Source organism: Streptomyces sp. NPDC027189 (assembly GCF_055566975.1).
In genome coordinates this window covers 304,015-321,625 of record NZ_JBVHRI010000004.1, presented here as the reverse complement: position 1 = coordinate 321,625, position 17,611 = coordinate 304,015, and the positions used below count along the sequence as shown (strand labels likewise).

General features: G+C 68.2%; 15 protein-coding genes and 2 tRNA genes. 13 read left to right on the top strand and 4 right to left on the bottom strand.

Annotated features, from left to right (window positions below):
* Positions 1 to 108 precede the first annotated feature (108 nt).
* Positions 109 to 597, top strand: a complete 489-nt coding sequence (locus ACZ4RZ_RS12380) for a ribose-5-phosphate isomerase (RefSeq protein WP_189185060.1) — start codon at positions 109 to 111, stop codon at positions 595 to 597.
* Positions 598 to 809: 212 nt separating this feature from the next.
* Positions 810 to 1,619 (top strand): Fpg/Nei family DNA glycosylase, encoded by an 810-nt coding sequence (locus ACZ4RZ_RS12375; protein ID WP_467743918.1) that lies wholly within the window; start codon positions 810 to 812, stop codon positions 1,617 to 1,619.
* 13 nt (positions 1,620 to 1,632) lie between these two features.
* Here the strand turns inward: ACZ4RZ_RS12375 and ACZ4RZ_RS12370 are convergent, their stop codons facing one another.
* Positions 1,633 to 2,862, bottom strand: a complete 1,230-nt coding sequence (locus ACZ4RZ_RS12370; protein ID WP_467743916.1) for a GNAT family N-acetyltransferase — start codon at positions 2,860 to 2,862, stop codon at positions 1,633 to 1,635.
* Positions 2,863 to 3,022: 160 nt separating this feature from the next.
* Here ACZ4RZ_RS12370 and ACZ4RZ_RS12365 point away from each other — a divergent pair, with 160 nt between their 5' ends.
* The 4 genes from ACZ4RZ_RS12365 (at position 3,023) to ACZ4RZ_RS12350 (ending at position 5,449) form a co-directional block, all read left to right on the top strand.
* On the top strand, positions 3,023 to 4,195 hold the full coding sequence (locus ACZ4RZ_RS12365) for a SpoIIE family protein phosphatase (RefSeq protein ID WP_467743914.1): 1,173 nt from the start codon (positions 3,023 to 3,025) through the stop codon (positions 4,193 to 4,195).
* A gap of 215 nt (positions 4,196 to 4,410) precedes the next feature.
* The gene (locus ACZ4RZ_RS12360; RefSeq protein WP_467743913.1) at positions 4,411 to 4,857 is read left to right on the top strand and encodes a hypothetical protein; all 447 of its coding nucleotides are present in this window, start codon (positions 4,411 to 4,413) and stop codon (positions 4,855 to 4,857) included.
* Positions 4,854 to 4,997: a hypothetical protein gene (locus ACZ4RZ_RS12355; protein WP_467743912.1), complete on the top strand. Its 144-nt coding sequence runs from the start codon at positions 4,854 to 4,856 to the stop codon at positions 4,995 to 4,997. Before ACZ4RZ_RS12360 ends, ACZ4RZ_RS12355 begins: the two co-directional genes overlap by 4 nt.
* Positions 4,994 to 5,449: an HD domain-containing protein gene (locus tag ACZ4RZ_RS12350; protein ID WP_467743910.1), complete on the top strand. Its 456-nt coding sequence runs from the start codon at positions 4,994 to 4,996 to the stop codon at positions 5,447 to 5,449. Before ACZ4RZ_RS12355 ends, ACZ4RZ_RS12350 begins: the two co-directional genes overlap by 4 nt.
* Positions 5,450 to 5,555: 106 nt before the next feature.
* On the opposite strand, the gene ACZ4RZ_RS12345 is transcribed toward ACZ4RZ_RS12350, so the two are convergent.
* The gene (locus ACZ4RZ_RS12345; protein ID WP_467743908.1) at positions 5,556 to 6,734 is read right to left on the bottom strand and encodes an acyltransferase family protein; all 1,179 of its coding nucleotides are present in this window, start codon (positions 6,732 to 6,734) and stop codon (positions 5,556 to 5,558) included.
* 624 nt (positions 6,735 to 7,358) lie between these two features.
* On the opposite strand from ACZ4RZ_RS12345, the gene ACZ4RZ_RS12340 reads away from it, so the two are divergent.
* On the top strand, positions 7,359 to 7,553 hold the full coding sequence (locus ACZ4RZ_RS12340) for a hypothetical protein (RefSeq protein WP_016435177.1): 195 nt from the start codon (positions 7,359 to 7,361) through the stop codon (positions 7,551 to 7,553).
* Positions 7,554 to 8,131: 578 nt separating this feature from the next.
* Here the strand turns inward: ACZ4RZ_RS12340 and ACZ4RZ_RS12335 are convergent.
* Positions 8,132 to 8,205: transfer RNA gene (locus ACZ4RZ_RS12335), tRNA-Gly, on the bottom strand.
* Positions 8,206 to 8,359: 154 nt separating this feature from the next.
* Here ACZ4RZ_RS12335 and ACZ4RZ_RS12330 point away from each other — a divergent pair.
* From ACZ4RZ_RS12330 to clpX, 5 genes are all read left to right on the top strand, one after another.
* A tRNA-Pro gene (locus ACZ4RZ_RS12330) sits at positions 8,360 to 8,436 on the top strand.
* A 202-nt stretch (positions 8,437 to 8,638) separates the two neighbouring features.
* Positions 8,639 to 10,039: a trigger factor gene (gene tig, locus ACZ4RZ_RS12325; protein ID WP_467743907.1), complete on the top strand. Its 1,401-nt coding sequence runs from the start codon at positions 8,639 to 8,641 to the stop codon at positions 10,037 to 10,039.
* Between the two features lie 418 nt (positions 10,040 to 10,457).
* Positions 10,458 to 11,066, top strand: a complete 609-nt coding sequence (locus tag ACZ4RZ_RS12320) for an ATP-dependent Clp protease proteolytic subunit (RefSeq protein ID WP_189185427.1) — start codon at positions 10,458 to 10,460, stop codon at positions 11,064 to 11,066.
* 117 nt (positions 11,067 to 11,183) lie between these two features.
* Positions 11,184 to 11,864: an ATP-dependent Clp protease proteolytic subunit gene (locus ACZ4RZ_RS12315; RefSeq protein ID WP_266624702.1), complete on the top strand. Its 681-nt coding sequence runs from the start codon at positions 11,184 to 11,186 to the stop codon at positions 11,862 to 11,864.
* Positions 11,865 to 12,024: 160 nt separating this feature from the next.
* On the top strand, positions 12,025 to 13,311 hold the full coding sequence (gene clpX, locus ACZ4RZ_RS12310) for an ATP-dependent Clp protease ATP-binding subunit ClpX (RefSeq protein ID WP_189185069.1): 1,287 nt from the start codon (positions 12,025 to 12,027) through the stop codon (positions 13,309 to 13,311).
* Between the two features lie 547 nt (positions 13,312 to 13,858).
* Here clpX and ACZ4RZ_RS12305 read toward each other — a convergent pair.
* Positions 13,859 to 14,815: a hypothetical protein gene (locus tag ACZ4RZ_RS12305; protein WP_467743905.1), complete on the bottom strand. Its 957-nt coding sequence runs from the start codon at positions 14,813 to 14,815 to the stop codon at positions 13,859 to 13,861.
* 136 nt (positions 14,816 to 14,951) lie between these two features.
* Here ACZ4RZ_RS12305 and ACZ4RZ_RS12300 point away from each other — a divergent pair, with 136 nt between their 5' ends.
* Entirely contained in the window at positions 14,952 to 17,576 is a 2,625-nt protein-coding gene (locus ACZ4RZ_RS12300; protein WP_467743904.1) for a valine--tRNA ligase, read from the top strand.
* The last annotated feature ends 35 nt before the right edge of the window (positions 17,577 to 17,611 follow it).

The window sequence follows — 17,611 nt, the reverse complement described above, 5'->3', positions numbered from 1 at the left end:
ATCCAGATCGTTACTTGAGGTTTACCTGAGGTTCTGTAGTATTGCTCACAGTTTCCGCGGTCGAACCCCCGCGGCGCGGCGCCGAAACAGCCGTGTCACACTCGGACCATGCGCGTGTACCTCGGCTCCGATCATGCCGGTTTCGAACTCAAGAACCACCTCGTCGAGTGGCTCAAGGCCGCCGGTCACGAGCCCGTCGACTGCGGGCCCCACATCTACGACGCCCAGGACGACTACCCGCCGTTCTGCCTCCGCGCCGCGGAGCGCACGGCGGCCGATCCCGAGTCCCTCGGCATCGTGATCGGCGGCTCGGGCAACGGTGAGCAGATCGCCGCGAACAAGGTGGCCGGGGTGCGTGCCGCGCTCGCCTGGAGCGAGGAGACGGCGTCGCTGGGCCGCCAGCACAACAACGCCAATGTCGTCGCCGTGGGCGCCCGCATGCACTCGGAGGAAGAGGCGACGAAGTTCGTCGAGACCTTCCTCAACACCCCCTTCTCCGGTGACGAGCGCCACATCCGCCGCATCGACATGCTCTCCACCTACGAGACGACCCGCGAACTCCCCCCGATCCCGGCCCACCACCCGCAGCAGCCGTAGGCACCGGGGCCCCTCCGTTGTTCACGCAGTTCCCCGCGCCCCTTTTTAGGGGCGCGGGGAACTGCGCGATCTTTTAGGGGGGTCTGGGGGCGCAGCCCCCAGGGACGATGGGGGTCCCCCGCTCGAGCGAAGCCGAGAGTGGGGGAGGGTAGGGGCGCAGGGGGCGAAAAACGCCCGAGCCGTCGGACGACAGACAACAGCAGGAGGACCCCGTGCCCGAAGGGCACACGATTCACCGGCTCGCCGAGGACTACCTCGCGAGCTTCGGTGGCCGCCCGGCACGCGTCACCAGCCCCCAGGGCAAGTTCACCGACGCCGCCGCCCTCCTGGACGGCGCGGAGCTCAGCACCGCGGAAGCCCACGGCAAACACCTCTTCCTCGGCTTCCGCGCAGCGGACTGGATCCACATCCACCTGGGCCTCTTCGGCAAGGTCGGCTTCGGTGACGCCCCCGCCCCACCGCCCACGGACACGGTCCGTCTCCGCCTGGCGAACACCACCGCGTACGTGGACCTCCGCGGCCCCACCACCTGCGCCCTGATCACGGACACCGAGAAGCAGGCGATACACGACCGCCTCGGCCCGGACCCCCTGCGCCCCGACGCCGACCCCTCAGCGGCGTACCACCGCGTCTCCCGCAGCCGTACGACGATCGCCGCGCTCCTCCTGGACCAGAAGATCATCGCGGGCGTGGGCAACGTCTACCGCGCGGAGGTCCTCTTCCGGCACGGCATCGACCCGTACCGCGCGGGCAAGGACCTCACCCCCACGGAGTGGGACGCGATCTGGACGGACCTCGTCGGGCTCATGCGCGAGGGCGTCCGCAACAACCGCATCGACACGGTCCGCCCGGAACACACCCCCGAGGCGATGGGCCGCCCGCCGCGCGTGGACGACCACGGCGGCGAGGTCTACGTGTACCGCAGGGCCAACCTGCCCTGCCACATCTGTGGCGGCGAGATCCGCACCGCCGATCTCGCCGCCCGCAACCTGTTCTGGTGCCCGATCTGCCAGAAGGCGTAGCCGAGCGCTGCCGTCAGAACCCGTGCGGCAGCCAGGGCGCGACCACGGACGACAAGGCCACGGACGCCTCCGCCAGCGCCCCCTGCCGCAGCTCCCGCACCCGCCCGGCCGCCGCGAGCGAGGCGAGCGACACCCCACCGAGATACGCGGCCCCCAACTCCCGTACGGAAAGGGCGAGATCGGCCGAGTCCCCGGTACGCACGCACGACGCGCCCTTCGCGTCCCCGGTGAGCCGCCAACGCCCCTCGTTCCAGGGGCAGAACGCGTCCTCGACCTCGAACACCACGTCCACCGGCGCCTGATACGTCCGCGCCTCCAGCGCTGCGCCGACATCGACGAGCCGTACGTGCAGCGAGTCCTTCATCCGCAGATTGCAGCGTCGGATGTCGGACACCAGGTGCTGCACGTCCTCGTCGACGGGCCGGGCCCGGGTGCGCAGCGTGGACGTCAGGTCGATGTCGAAGAGGATCCGCCACAGCGCGGCCCGCGCCGCCGGGTCGAGCCCCTCCAGATCGCTGAGGATCACCGCGCCGTTGTGCCCGGACGGGCCCCACTCCGGCTTGACCCGGAAGCGCGCATAGCCGACGACCTCGCCGGCCCGCTCGGCGACCACGCACTGCAGCGGCGACGCGCCGCCCCGCTCGCTCTCCGGGTCGAGGACCTGGAGGCGTTCCCAGCCGGGCTGCCGCGCCAGCATCCCCGGCCGGCCCGGAACCAGGCGCGCGTACACCGCCTCGCACGCGTCGAGCACCTCGGCCGGCACGGCGTAGCGCAGATGTACGTCGTCGGTGCCGGGCGGCACCGACAGTCGTACGCGGGTGGTGTCGATCTCGGCGTTGAGCTGCAGTGTGCCGATGCCGTAGCCGAACCGGCCGTAGATCGCCGGCTCCGAGGCGGTCAGGACGGCGAGCGGCTCGCCCCCGGCGCGGATGTCGTCCAGCTGGCGCCGCATCATCGCGGTCAGCACCCCGCGCCTGCGATGCGTGGCCGCGACGCTCACCATGGTGATGCCCGCGGCCGGGACGGAGGCGCCGCCGGGCACGGTGACGCGGAAGGAGAAGGCGCCCGCCGTGGCCACGCACTGATCGCCGTCCCACACGCCCAGGGAACGGTCGTACTCTGTGAGCGCGTTGTACAGCTCGCGTTCCTCGGACGACTCCGGGACACCACCGAACGCGCGAATCAGGTTGTCGTACCAGACATCCCAGTCGGTCTGCTGCAGCACCCGCACGTCAGTCGTCATAGCCCATGACTACCAGGGCAATGCGGTACGAGCGAGGGAATTTCTCCCCCGCCGTCGCGGTGGCCGGTGTGAAGTTCTCTGTGAAGTTGAGCGCTCGGACGGGGGACAAGTGGGACCTCCCGTGCCAAGCACCTGGTCCGATGGATAGGGTCCCGAACTAATGGCAGCAGGACGAGAGCGGCGCGCGGAAGCCGAGACGTTCACGGCCCGGTTGAAGATGCAGTGGCACCGGGCCCGCACAGGGCTGCGCAGATCCGCCGTCGACTACTTCCGGGGGGACGGTTCGGACTGGGTCGCGCTGGCCGGTCTGCTGCTCACGATTCCCCTGATCGCGGCCACGACGCTGGTGAACTCGGTGTGGTGCTCGCCCGCCGCCCTGGTCCTGCCGATCGTGGCCGGAGGCCTCCTGCTCCGCCCCGCCAGCCTGCTCGGCCTGTACGCGGCCGCGGCCACCGCGCTGATAGTGGAGTCCGTGAAGCTGGGCCCGTACACCGAGGGCCCGTCCCGGGTCACACCGGGCGTGGTCCTGGTGGTCGCGGCCTGCGGCTTCTTCGGACTCCTGATCGCGCAGTTCCGCAGCCGGGTGGGCGTGCCCTGGCGACGGGGCGGCACCATGCTCTTCGACCTCCGCGAACGCATCCGGGTGCAGAGCAAGCTGCCGAAGCTGCCGCTCGGCTGGCACCGCGAGATGGCGCTGCGGCCGGCCGGCGGGCAGTCCTTCTCGGGGGACTTCGTGGTGGCCGGCCGTACCAACGGGGGCCGCACCCTGGAGGTCGTCCTCACGGACGTCTCGGGCAAGGGCATGGACGCGGGCTCGCGCGCGCTCCTCCTCTCCGGAGCCTTCGGAGGTCTCCTGGGCTCCCTCCCACCGCACGCCTTCCTCCCCGCCGCGAACGGCTACCTCCTGCGCCAGGACTGGGACGAGGGTTTCGCGACCTCGATCCACCTGGTCCTCGATCTGGACTCGGGGGACTACGAACTCTTCTCCGCCGGACACCCGCCGGGTCTGCAGCTCAGTGCGGGCAGCGGGCGCTGGGAGGAGAAGGCCGCGGAAGGGCCCTTGCTGGGTGTGTACGACGGAGCCCAATTCGACCCCGTGAAGGGGTCGCTGCGTCCCGGAGACGTGTTGATGCTGTTCACGGACGGACTGGTGGAGACCTCCGACCGCGACATCGTCGAGGGCATCGACCGCCTCACGGGCGAAGCCGACCGCTATGTGGCCGGCGGCTTCCACGGAGCCGCCTGGCACCTCATCGAAGCCGTGGCCAGGGACGTCAACGACGACCGCGCCCTCCTCCTGATCTGCCGGGAGGGCCCTTCAACTACCCGCTGACGACCGGGGGTTTTCGCTCTCGACGCCAACGGTGGGGTATTCAACGCTGCCGTTTTTCTGCGTATTACTGCATACAAGGGTTCATCAATGCGTATTCGCTGCTCTGCTCGGTTGCGGCGGGCGGATCGCCGAGATGTTCGTGGTGGGAACGGGTGACCTGTCCCGGTGCGGCTCGTTGGTCTGTGTGACAAGCGGATCAGGGGGTGGAGGGTGGAGTGGTCGGTCTGTCCCAAGTCACCTTGAATCGCGTCGACTTGGCGGCCCACGTCACCAACTCCTTCGACGCCGAGATCTGGACGAAGGGCGGCACGACGAGCACGCCCGCGAAGCTGGGGACGGTCCTGGACCGAGGCGACTGCACCACCGCCCAGTCCCTGGACCGGGAGCTGAACGCCTGGGCGAACACCGTGATGGCGGCGGTGCTCGGCGGATTCGCGGCCGTCGCCGCCGTCAACACCCTGGTGATGACGGTCCTCGACCTCCCCCAAGCTCTCGGCTTCGCTCGAGCAGGGGGGGACCCCCATCGTGAACTCGGCACGCGCTGGCTGATCGGCTCCACCGGCCGCCAGGTGCTGCGCATGATCCACTGGGAGGCCCTGCTGGTCGTCCTCGCCGGCATCGCGATCGGCACGGCCATCCGCTCGCCACGCTCGTGCCGATGATGAACGGGCTGACCGGGCAGGGGCCGTACATACCGCCGCTGCTGTACGGCTCGTTCGCCGCGGCGATCGTCGTGCTCGGCGTGACGGCTGCGACCGTCCCGGCCCGAGCGGCGCTGCGCGGGGAGACACTGGAGGAGTGACGCAGACTCTTCTGACCCTGGCCGAAGTCGAAGCCCTCGCCCGCGAGGCGCACGCCGCCCAGACCGACAAGGCCGGGCGGCCGTACGCCGAGCACCTCCAGGCCGTGGCGGAGGGCGTCCGCGAGCGCGGCGGCGACGACGAACAGATAGCCGCGGCCTGGCTGCACGACGCGGTCGAGGACGACGCGCTCTCCGCGGACTGGCTGCACGAGGCCGCGCTGACCCGGCGTACCAAGGACATCGTGCTGGCGCTCACCAAACGGGAGGGCGAGCCGCCGGAGTCGTACGCGCGGCGCATCCGTAAGACCCCGGGCGCCCTCCTGGTGAAGGTGTCGGACCTGGCGCACAACGCCGATCCGGCCCGGCTCGCGGTCCTGGACGAGCACACTCGGGCCCGGCTGACGAAGAAGTACGCGACGATGCGGGCGCTGCTGGGACTGCCGCCGTCCTGAGCGGCCCGAGCCGCTTGCGCGGGCAGCGCGCACACGGGTGGCCGGCACAGAAAAAGTGCGGGCCCGGGAGATCCCGGGCCCGCACTTCGAGCGGTCAGCCGCGTGGCTACGCCTTCGCCTTCGCCCGCTCCCGGGCCAGCTCCGTCGCGTCCTGCTTGAAGGCCCACGCCATCCTGGGCTCCATCGCGAAGCGGAAGATCCGCTGGACGGGCGGCGTGCACAGCGCGGTGACCAGCGCGGCCGCGACGACCGTCACGAGGATTTCGCCGAGCGGCTTGTGCAGCCACGGGTGGTCGAACCAGCCCCAGTACTCGGATGCCTTGACCACGAAGCCGTGCAGCAGATAGCCGTACAGCGTGCCCGCGCCGAGCGCCGTGAACCAGAAGGAGCGCCGCGGCACCCAGGCGAAGAAGCACGCGGTGAGCAGCAGCGAGCAGCCGTAGAGCGCGAGCGTCATGACGACACCCGCCCACCAGGGCGCGCCCAGCTCCTGCGCGCTGTCACGGTGGTAGAACCAGGCGGTGTTCATGCGCGGCACCGCCCAGTAGCCCACGACCAGCGCCGTCGCGAAGATCGGCACCGACAGGATCCGCACCTCACGGCGCCGCACCAGCTGGAAGTGCTCGGGCTTCATGAACAGGCCCATGACGAAGAACGGCAGGAACTGCAGCACGCGCTGGAGGTCCAGGTCGTCACCGATGTCCGGGGAGACGGACGCGAGCACCGCGAAGACGAGTGCCAGCGGAAGAGGCCAGCGGACCAGCTTCCACAGCGGCGTCGTCAGTCGCCAGACGAAGAGTGCGACCAGGAACCAGGTGAGGTACCAGGGGTCGAGGAGGCTGATCGCCTGGCTCGGATCGCCGCCGGCCCAGCGATCGAAGAGGGAGTACGCCGTCTCGAAGAGGACGTACGGCACGGCGACACCGGTCACCAGCCGCTTGAGCCGGTCGGGGCGCATGTCGAAACTGCGCGAGAAGTAGCCGGAGATGATGATGAAGGCCGGCATGTGGAAGGTGTACACGACCGTGTACACCGCTTCGACGATGCGGCTCTGGCCCTTCAGCGGCTCCCACGCGTGACCCATGGCCACGAGCACGATGGCCAGGTACTTGGCGTTGTCGAAGAAGGCGTCGCGCTGCTTGGCGGGCTTGGCGCCCGCTGCGGCGGCATCGGTGGCCGCTCTGGGGGTCTGGGGCGAGCGCGGACTCGGCACTCCTGCTGCCGGCTGCTCTGCCGGGGGGAGCGGCGCTCTCTGGTGGCCGTGCGGTCGGAGCGAGTTCGTCACAGGCCCTCCCACCAAGAACTCGGGGAGACGATCCGGGACCTCGCTGCACATGCGGGGGACGTGGCGGCGTGGAACATCTGAGGCACCCTAGCGTTGTCTATGCGTTTTCGTAAAACGCTCGACGTCATTCCTGCTTATCGCCTGCGACTACCCAGGATTTGGAGATGTCTGCCTGTCGGTTCGCAAGTGGTTGAGCATACCGATTTGCTTACCGTATGGGGCTGTTCTATCCACATACATCCCGACTAAATGGTGCATAAGGCTCGCGGGCGACTCTGGTGATATGTCCGGTTCATTAGCCTTTAGTTGCCCGTCTACGGGGTCCTCGATGTGCCTGTGGCAACAATTCGAATTACCTGCGAACAGGTTGTGTGGACATGGCAACGGTCCCTCTGAATTTCCCTTGTGGGAACGGTGCGGGTGCACTCTCGAATTGCCGTGCGGAGTCCCGTCGTTGGTCCGCGCCGAGGCAGTGCGGGCGTGCAGGTCCGGCGTGTCCGTGGCCGACGATGCGTCACCCGCCGCATACGAAAGCCTGGTTGGTGGCACGATGGTTCTGGCGGGGGTGTGAGGGGTTGCACCTCCGGGCCGGGAGAGCGGACCGACCGTAGGGTGTGATCAGTTGTGGCCATTTCGCTGTCAGTGGTGCTGCTGTTGGCGATCATCCTTGTGGTGTTGATCCGAGGAGGATCGATCAAGGCGGGACCTGCCATTGTCGCGGTGCTCTTCGGCTTCTTCCTCGCGTCGACCGGCATGGCTCCGTCCATCAACCGGTTCCTGAACTCGATAGCGGAGACGATCAACTCCATCAGCTTCTGAACGGGACGGGGCCGCACGGGACGCATACGCTCGTCGCGCTTTCGGCGGGCGTCGGGGAATCCGGCGCGGGGATCCACCGCGACCTGAAACCGGCCAACGTGATGCTCGCCGACGACGCCGCTCGCGCCCTCGGTAGTTTCCGCCCTTGGCCGGCGTACCAGCCCGGTGCCGTCCGGGACCCAGGCACCCAGAGCCGCGTCCTGGGCCGACGGAGCTTCCGGTCGCGTTCGCCACTGGTACCAGCCGTCTCCGTCATCCGCGAGAGACCGGCCGAGGTAGTCCGCCAGGTCCCGGGCGACCCGGCGTCGGCTGTCGTCCTTGTTATGCACCGCCCGCGCCGCGTTGATCCATCAGCAGGCCGGCGCCGACCGCGATCGGCTGATCGCCGGCGCAGTGAGCGGGCTCGTCGACAAGGGGCGGAACTCGTCGGCAAGGGGCGGAAGAAGATCCGGAAGGCAAAGAAGAAGCAAGGCCGGAAGCGCGAGGGGCGCGCAGGGGACACGGCGGACTGAACACGCCCCCGGAAACGACACGGGGCCAGGCAGAGGATCGAACCTCTGGCCTGGCCCTACGCCATTTGGAGCGGGCGACGGGAATCGAACCCGCGTAGCTAGTTTGGAAGACTAGGGCTCTACCATTGAGCTACGCCCGCGAGCAGGTCGCGCCGCAGGTCAGTGACCGCGGCACAGGAGGCATCGTAGCGGGTCGTACCCCTTCGATGCACACCCCGTTCCCGTGCCGCACGGGCGCTCGGGAAATGCGGCAGCCCCACTGCCTGCGGGCATGTACCCTACGTGTCGCACCGACGGGGTGTGGCGCAGCTTGGTAGCGCGTCCGCTTTGGGAGCGGAAGGCCGTGGGTTCAAATCCCGCCACCCCGACCACCGGCCGGAACCCGCCAGGGCTCCGCGCGTCGCAAGATCACCTTTTGGGGCGTGTACCGCCTGCGGTTACTATGCAAGCTGCGCGCCCGTATGTCTGCACTGTTACGTCTCTCAAGGGCCGCGAATCCGCCTAAGGCTCTGCCCGACTCGGCAGAAGCACGCAGCAGAACCCCCAAGAAGTCAGCCACAAGGAGACCGAACCGTGAAGAGCGCCGTGGAGACCCTGAACCCGACCCGGGTTCGGCTCACTGTCGAGGTGCCCTTCGAGGAGCTCAAGGACAGCCTCGACGCGGCGTACAAGAAGATCAACCAGCAGGTCACGGTGAAGGGCTTCCGGAAGGGCAAGATCCCGGCGCGCGTCATCGACCAGCGGTTCGGTCGCGGCGCCGTACTCGAAGAGGCCGTCAACGACGCGCTCCCGAAGTTCTACACCGAAGCGGTCAACGAGGCTGAGCTGAACGTCCTCGGCCAGCCCGAGGTCGACATCACCGAGCTGAAGGACGGCGAGACGCTGAACTTCACCGCCGAGGTCGACGTCCGCCCGACCATCGAGATCCCGGACTACTCCGGCATCGAGGTCGAGGTCGACGCCATCGAGGTCAGCGACGAGGACGTCGAGAAGGCGGTCTCCGACCTGCGTGAGCGCTTCGCGTCGACCTCCCCGGTCGAGCGCGCCGCCCAGGACGGCGACGTCGTCACCATCGACCTGGAGGCCAAGGTCGACGGCGAGGTCCTCGAGGACGGCATCGCCAGCGGTGTCTCCTACACCATCGGCTCCGGCGAGCTGCTCGACGGCATCGACGAGGCCGTGAAGGGCCTGGAGGCCGATGGCGAGGCCACCTTCGCCTCCGAGCTCAAGGGCGGCTCCGCGGCCGGCAAGGAGGCCGAGGTCACCGTCAAGGTCACCCAGGTCGCCGCGCGCGAACTCCCCGAGCTGGACGACGACTTCGCGCAGCTCGCCTCCGAGTTCGACACCCTGGAGGAGCTGAAGGCGGACAGCCGCAAGCGCCTCGAGAACATGAAGCAGTACGACCAGGCCACGCAGGCCCAGGAGCGCGTTCTGGAGAAGCTGCTCGAGCTGGTCGAGGTGCCCGTCCCCGAGAAGCTGCTCGAGGACGAGATCAACACCCGTAAGCACAACCTCGAGCACCACCAGCTCGGCCAGATGGGTCTCGACCTCGCGAAGTACCTGGAGATCCAGGGCAAGACCGAGGAAGAGTTCGACGCCGAGACCAAGGAAGCGGCGATCAAGGGCATCAAGACCCAGTTCGTCCTTGACGAGCTCGTCAACAAGGAGAAGCTGAACGTCAACCAGGAGGAGCTCACCGAGCACCTCATGCGGCGCGCTGCCTCCTCCGGCATGTCCCCCGACCAGTTCGCCCAGGCCGTCGTCGAGGGCGGCCAGGTCCCGATGCTGGTCGGCGAGGTCGCCCGCGGCAAGGCCCTCGCGGTCGTCGTCGAGGCCGCCACGGTCAAGGACACGAACGGCGAGATCGTCGACCTCGAGGACGAGGACGAGACGGAGACGGCCACGGAGGTCGCCGCCGAGGTCACCGAGGGTGAGGCCGCCGACGGCTCCCCCGAGGAGAGCACCGAGGCCTGATCGCCTCGCTGTACAGCTGGACGGGGCTCCCGGGGACACCGGGGGCCCCGTCGGGCTTTTCAGGGGCGCGGTGAGCTCCGAGAGCGCCCCCACAAGGCGGCGGAGGCGTCTGCGAAAACCAGACGCGTCAGCCCCGCCCGGTGCATCGGCGGGTGCGGCTTGCAGTGGGCTGATCGCGCAGTTCCCCGCGCCCCTTCGGGCCGCCCCCGGCGGGGCGCCCGACCTGCGCTCACAGCGAACAGTTCCTTCTGCGGGATTCACCGGAGGGACCCGCGCGTTAGGGTCCATGAATACGAGGGCAGGGGAGTCCCCGAAGCCGCCCCGAGCGGTGTTGGACCGGGGTCCCACGCCCCCAGCAGAAGACGTGAGACGGCCCGGCGCCGTCGTAAGACGAGCAGGTGGATACGTGACGAATCTGATGCCCTCCGCCGCCGGCGAGCCTTCCATCGGTGGTGGCCTCGGCGACCAGGTCTACAACCGGCTGCTCAACGAGCGGATCATCTTCCTCGGCCAGCCGGTCGACGACGACATCGCAAACAAGATCACCGCGCAGCTGCTGCTCCTTGCCTCCGACCCGGACAAGGACATCTACCTCTACATCAACAGCCCCGGCGGATCGATCACGGCCGGCATGGCGATCTACGACACCATGCAGTACATCAAGAACGATGTGGTGACCATCGCCATGGGCATGGCGGCCTCGATGGGCCAGTTCCTGCTCAGCGCCGGTACCCCCGGCAAGCGCTTCGCCCTGCCGAACGCCGAGATCCTGATCCACCAGCCCTCCGCCGGCCTCGCCGGCTCCGCGTCGGACATCAAGATCCACGCCGAGCGGCTGTTGCACACCAAGAAGCGGATGGCGGAGCTGACCAGCTTCCACACCGGCCAGACGGTTGAGCAGATCACTCGTGACTCGGACCGCGACCGCTGGTTCGACCCGATCGAGGCCAAGGAGTACGGCCTCATCGACGACATCATGCCCACCGCTGCCGGTATGCCGGGCGGCGGCGGCACCGGGGCGGCGTAAGCCCCTCAGCGCCCTCCAGGGCGGCGCAGGCCCGGTTCCACCGCCCCCGGGGCGGCGCGAGCCGTCCGGCGCCCCAGCCGACCGCCTCAGCCCTTATCAGGCTCTTCAGGAGACACAGTGAACGACTTCCCCGGCAGCGGCCTCTACGCCCGCACGCAGGCCGAGTACACCGGTCCTCGCGCGGAGTCCCGCTACGTCATCCCGCGCTTCGTCGAGCGCACCTCGCAGGGCGTGCGTGAGTACGACCCGTACGCGAAGCTCTTCGAGGAGCGCGTGATCTTCCTCGGCGTGCAGATCGACGACGCCTCCGCCAACGACGTCATGGCGCAGCTGCTGTGCCTGGAGTCGATGGACCCCGACCGTGACATCTCGGTCTACATCAACAGCCCCGGTGGCTCCTTCACGGCGCTCACGGCCATCTACGACACGATGCAGTTCGTGAAGCCCGACATCCAGACGGTCTGCATGGGCCAGGCGGCCTCCGCCGCCGCGATCCTGCTGGCCGCCGGTACGCCGGGCAAGCGCATGGCGCTTCCGAACGCCCGTGTGCTGATTCACCAGCCCTACAGCGAGACCGGCCGCGGCCAGGTTTCCGACCTCGAAATCGCCGCGAACGAGATCCTCAGGATGCGTGCGCAGCTGGAAGAGATGCTGGCCAAGCACTCGACCACGCCGATCGAGAAGATCCGCGAGGACATCGAGCGCGACAAGATCCTCACTGCTGAGGACGCACTGGCGTACGGCCTGATCGACCAGATCATCTCCACCCGCAAGATGAACAGTTCCGCGATCGTCTGACGTATCGCTGTATCGTCTGCCGCTCCTTGGCGTGGTTCACGACAAAGTGAACCATGCCAAGGGGGGCCCGAACGGGGGGCTCGGCAAGGTACCGTCGGACATAAGGCAGCACCAGGAGCCGCCGGACCTAGGCGTCTCCCAGGCGAAGGGGAAGCACACCGTGGCACGCATCGGTGACGGCGGCGATCTGCTCAAGTGCTCGTTCTGTGGCAAGAGCCAGAAGCAGGTCAAGAAGCTCATCGCAGGCCCCGGTGTGTACATCTGCGACGAGTGCATCGATCTCTGCAACGAGATCATCGAGGAAGAGCTCGCGGAGACGAGCGAGGTCCGCTGGGAGGAGCTCCCGAAGCCCCGCGAGATCTACGAGTTCCTCGAGGGGTACGTGGTCGGCCAGGAGTCGGCCAAGAAAGCTCTCTCGGTCGCGGTGTACAACCACTACAAGCGGGTCCAGGCCGGCGAGAACAGCACGGGCCAAAACCGCGATGACGCCATCGAGTTGGCGAAGTCAAACATCCTGCTGCTGGGCCCCACGGGCTCCGGCAAGACACTGCTCGCCCAGACCCTGGCCCGCATGCTGAACGTTCCGTTCGCCATCGCCGACGCGACGGCGCTGACGGAGGCGGGGTATGTCGGCGAGGATGTCGAGAACATCCTCCTGAAGCTCATCCAGGCGGCGGACTACGACGTCAAGAAGGCCGAGACGGGCATCATCTACATCGACGAGATCGACAAGGTGGCTCGTAAGAGCGAGAACCCGTCGATCACGCGAGACGTGTCCGGCGAGGGCGTGCAGCAGGCCCTCCTCAAGATCCTCGAAGGCACGACGGCTTCGGTCCCGCCCCAGGGCGGCCGCAAGCACCCCCACCAGGAGTTCATCCAGATCGACACGACGAACGTGCTGTTCATCGTGGGCGGCGCCTTCGCCGGCCTGGAGAAGCTCATCGAATCCCGTGCCGGGGCGAAGGGCATCGGCTTCGGTGCGACGATCCGCTCCAAGCGCGAACTCGAATCCAAGGACCAGTTCGAGGACGTCATGCCCGAGGACCTGGTCAAGTTCGGCATGATCCCCGAGTTCATCGGCCGCCTCCCGGTCATCACGTCGGTCCACAACCTGGACCGCGAGGCCCTCCTCCAGATCCTGGTGGAGCCCCGCAACGCCCTGGTGAAGCAGTACCAGCGCCTCTTCGAACTCGACGGCGTGGAACTGGACTTCGAGCGCGAGGCCCTGGAGGCCATCGCCGACCAGGCCATCCTCCGCCAGACCGGCGCCCGAGGCCTCCGCGCCATCATGGAGGAAGTCCTCATGTCCGTGATGTACGAGGTCCCGTCCCGCAAGGACGTGGCCCGCGTCGTCATCACCGCGGATGTCGTCCACTCGAACGTGAACCCGACGCTGATTCCGCGGGATGCCCGCGGGCGGGGGCCGGGGGAGCAGAAGACGGCGTAAGCAACGCCTGTACGACGAAGGGGGCGCCCGGCGAAGTCCGCCGGACGCCCCCTTCGTCGATCCACGCCGGGATCGAGCCACATCGAGATCGCTCACTTGTGCGATGCCTGCTCCGGGTGATCTTCTTGATCACTGCGAGGCCGACCACCTCGCGGCAATCGAACGGGAGGGACGACATGAAGGCACGGAAGATCAGACGGATCGTGGTTGCGGCGAGTGTGGTTGTAGCGGCTGGAGCGATGCCGCTCATGGTGGCCGCGCCTGCGTCAGCGACGGCTTCGGACTGCAGGGCTTACCTGGCCTGGGCTGGGTACGACGTCGGCCCGAAGGTGAAGGAGGCGTGCGGACATGCGGCCTTTCCGCAGCCTTTCGGCGGCGAGATCCCCAACCCCATCTGCACCGGACATCTGGAAAACATAGGCGTCACAAAGTCTCACGCGGTGAGCGCTTGTCGCCGCGCTTGACGAAGGCGGGGCGCCCGGCAGGGGATTGCCGGGCGCCCCCTTCATGGCTGACTACCTTCTCGACGTTTTTCTTTGACCTGCCGTCAGATCTTGACGCGCACGTCCTTGCGGAGCTTGCCCGTCATGTCCGCGGTGTCCGACAGGGATCCACTCTTACCGGCCATCATGCTCGCCACGTCGGTGGAGATCACCAGGCCGAGGGTGCTGTGATCACCCCAGATGCAGGTCGGCACGGTGAACTCCTTGGGCCCGGAGGCGGCGCTGCTCGACGACGCCTCGTCGTTCTTGATCTTCACGGCCTGGCACTTAAGGACGGCGCCGTCCAAGTCGAACTTCTGCGGGCTGCCGACGGGCGTGCCTTCGCTGTCGTCCTTGGAAGCCTCGGACTTCATGTGCGCGTACATGGCGTCGACGACCTTCTCCGGGTCCTCGATGTTGCCGTAGACACCGCTGAACTGCAGCAGCTTCTGCGACAGCGGGTTGCTCTTGTCGCCGGACGTGTACTGGGCGCTGACGTCCTTGGGGTCCTGCACACCCCACTTCTTGGCGTCCTCGATGTCGCTCTTGGACATCGTGCCGCTGTCACTCTGGCTCTTCGTGTACCCACCGCTGAGCACCTTGGCCGGAGTTGTCAGCTTGTGCGGACCGTCGTCGGCGACGTCGGAACCCCCACCGCCCCCGATCACGAAGTACGCCCCCACCGCGATGGCCGCCACAACGGCGACCGCGCCGATGATCAGGCCCGTCTTCTTCTTGCCGCCGCTCGGGGCCGGCGGCTGCGGCACGGAGCCGTAGGGCTGCTGGCTGTAGGGAGGCTGCTGGCCGTACGCGGGCTGCTGGCCGTAGGGGGGAGTCTGCGGCGGGACACCCTGGGGAGCCTGCTGGGGGTAGCCGTAGCCGGGCTGCGCGGGGGGAGCCTGCTGCGGGTAGCCATAGCCGGGCTGGGGGGCCTGCGGCTGCTGGCCGTAGGGGCCCGGCTGACCGTACGGTCCGGGCTGCTGGGGCTGCCCGCCGTACGGGCCCGGCTGGTTGTAGCTCATTTCTGGGTTCCCCTCCAGATGCTTATGTGTTCCGAACATCCTGGCGCACTGGTCACGCGGCCAAGTCCCCGGGGGGCGCACCGTTACGAAAGAATCGCGTTTCGGGACAGGGGTGTGACGCCCCTAAACTGACCCCGTGACCGACAACGCTCAGCAGCAGCCATCAGCGCCCCACACCGAACTGCCGACCCAGTACGCGCCGGCCGATGTAGAGGGGCCGCTGTACGAGCGCTGGGTAGAGCGGGGTTACTTCGAGGCCGACGCCAAGAGTGACAAGCCTCCGTACACCGTCGTCATCCCGCCGCCGAACGTCACGGGCAGCCTGCACCTCGGGCACGCCTTCGAGCACACCCTCATCGACGCCCTCACGCGCCGCAAGCGCATGCAGGGCTACGAGACGCTGTGGCAGCCCGGCATGGACCACGCCGGCATCGCCACGCAGAACGTCGTCGAGCGGGAGCTGGGCAAGGAGGGCAAGTCCCGGCACGATCTGGGGCGCGAAGCCTTCGTCGAGCGCGTGTGGCAGTGGAAGGCCGAGTCCGGCGGGCAGATCTCCGGGCAGATGCGTCGCCTCGGTGACGGCGTCGCCTGGTCCCGTGAACGCTTCACCATGGACGAAGGGCTCTCGCAGGCCGTTCAGACCATCTTCAAGCGGCTCTACGACGACGAGCTGATCTACCGCGCCGAGCGCATCATCAACTGGTGTCCGCGCTGTCTGACCGCGATCTCGGACATCGAGGTCGAGTACCAGGACGACGACGGCGAGCTCGTCTCGATGAAGTACGGCGACGGGGACGACACGATCGTCGTCGCCACCACCCGTGCCGAGACCATGCTCGGTGACACGGCCGTCGCCGTTCACCCCGAGGACGAGCGGTACAAGCACCTGGTCGGCAAGCTCATCAGGCTGCCGCTGACCGACCGTTCCATCCCGGTCGTCGCCGACGAGCACGTCGACCCCGAGTTCGGCACCGGCGCCGTCAAGGTGACTCCGGCCCACGACCCGAACGACTTCGAGATCGGCCAGCGTCACAACCTGCCGGCCCTCACCGTGATGGACGAGCACGCCGTCATCACCGCCCACGGTCCCTTCCAGGGCCTGGACCGCCTCGAGGCCCGCTCCGCCATCGTCGCCGCCCTGCGCGCCGAGGGCCGGATCGTCGCCGAGAAGCGGCCGTACGTCCACAGCGTCGGCCACTGCTCGCGCTGCAAGACGACGATCGAGCCCCGGCTCTCCATGCAGTGGTGGGTCAAGGTCGGCCCGCTGGCGAAGGCGGCCGGTGACGCGGTCCGCGAGGGCAAGGTCAAGATCCATCCGCAGGAGATGGAGAAGCGGTACTTCGACTGGGTCGACAACCTCCACGACTGGTGCATCTCACGGCAGTTGTGGTGGGGTCACCGGATTCCGGTCTGGTACGGCCCGAACGGTGAGGTCGTCTGCGTCGGCCCCGACGACGAGGCCCCGACCGGCGAGGGCTGGCACCAGGACACGGACGTCCTCGACACCTGGTTCTCCTCCGGCCTGTGGCCCTTCTCGACCCTCGGCTGGCCCGAACAGACCGAGTCGCTCGCGAAGTTCTACCCGAACTCCGTCCTGGTCACCGGCTACGACATCCTCTTCTTCTGGGTCGCCCGGATGATGATGTTCGGCCTGTACGCGATGGACGGCACCCCGCCGTTCCACACCATCGCCCTGCACGGCATGGTCCGCGACCAGTTCGGCAAGAAGATGTCGAAGTCCTTCGGCAACGCGGTCAACCCGCTGGACTGGATGGACAAGTACGGCTCCGACGCCCTGCGCTTCACGCTCGCCCGCGGCGCCAACCCCGGCGTCGACGTCCCGATCGGCGAGGACTGGGTCCAGGGCTCCCGCAACTTCGCCAACAAGATCTGGAACGCCACGCGCTTCGCGCTGATGAACGGCGCGACGGTCGAGGGCCCGCTGCCCTCGCCCGAGCAGATGTCGGCCACCGACCGCTGGATCCTGTCCCGCCTGAACTCGGTGGTCTCCGAGGTCGACGCCCTGTATGACGACTTCCAGTTCGCCAAGCTGTCCGACGCCCTGTTCCACTTCGCGTGGGACGAGGTCTTCGACTGGTACGTCGAGCTGTCCAAGACGACGTTCATGGGCGGCGGCGAGCCTGCGAAGGTCTCCGGCCGGGTCCTCGGCGAGGTCCTGGACGTGACCCTGCGTCTCCTCCACCCGATCGTCCCGTTCGTCACGGAGACCCTCTGGACCACGCTCACCGGTGGCGAGTCGATCGTCATCGCCGAGTGGCCCAAGGACAGTGGCTTCCGCGACGCCGCCGCCGAGCGGGAGATCGAGACGCTCCAGCAGGTCATCACGGAGGTCCGCCGCTTCCGTGCCGACCAGGGCCTGCAGCCCGGCCAGCGCGTCCCGGCCCGGCTGACCCTCGACGGGACCGCGCTGGCCCCGCACGAGACGGCCATCCGCCAGCTGCTGCGCCTCCAGCCGGAGGGCGAGAGCTTCTCGGCCACGGCGACGCTGCCGGTCGCGGGCACCTCCGTCGCGCTCGACCTCTCCGGCACGATCGACGTCGCAGCGGAGCGCAAGCGCCTCGCCAAGGACCTCGCCGCCGCCGAGAAGGAGAAGGCCCAGGCGAACGCCAAGCTCGGCAACGAGGCGTTCCTCGCCAAGGCCCCGGACCACGTCGTGGAGAAGATCCGCACGCGGCTCGCCAAGGCGGACGAGGACATCGCCCGTATCAAGGCGCAGCTGGACCGCCTGCCGGAGGCGTAGCCGCCGGTTGTACGTGAGCGAAGGCCCCCGGAACC

Excerpts from the sequence above, each read along its gene's own strand:
- ACZ4RZ_RS12380 (WP_189185060.1), top strand. The coding sequence starts at position 109 with ATGCGCGTGTACCTCGGCTCCGATCATGCCGGTTTCGAACTCAAGAAC.
- ACZ4RZ_RS12370 (WP_467743916.1), bottom strand. The coding sequence starts at position 2,862 with ATGACGACTGACGTGCGGGTGCTGCAGCAGACCGACTGGGATGTCTGG.
- ACZ4RZ_RS12365 (WP_467743914.1), top strand. The coding sequence starts at position 3,023 with ATGGCAGCAGGACGAGAGCGGCGCGCGGAAGCCGAGACGTTCACGGCC.
- ACZ4RZ_RS12355 (WP_467743912.1), top strand. The coding sequence starts at position 4,854 with ATGATGAACGGGCTGACCGGGCAGGGGCCGTACATACCGCCGCTGCTG.
- ACZ4RZ_RS12320 (WP_189185427.1), top strand. The coding sequence starts at position 10,458 with ATGCCCTCCGCCGCCGGCGAGCCTTCCATCGGTGGTGGCCTCGGCGAC.
- ACZ4RZ_RS12305 (WP_467743905.1), bottom strand. The coding sequence starts at position 14,815 with ATGAGCTACAACCAGCCGGGCCCGTACGGCGGGCAGCCCCAGCAGCCC.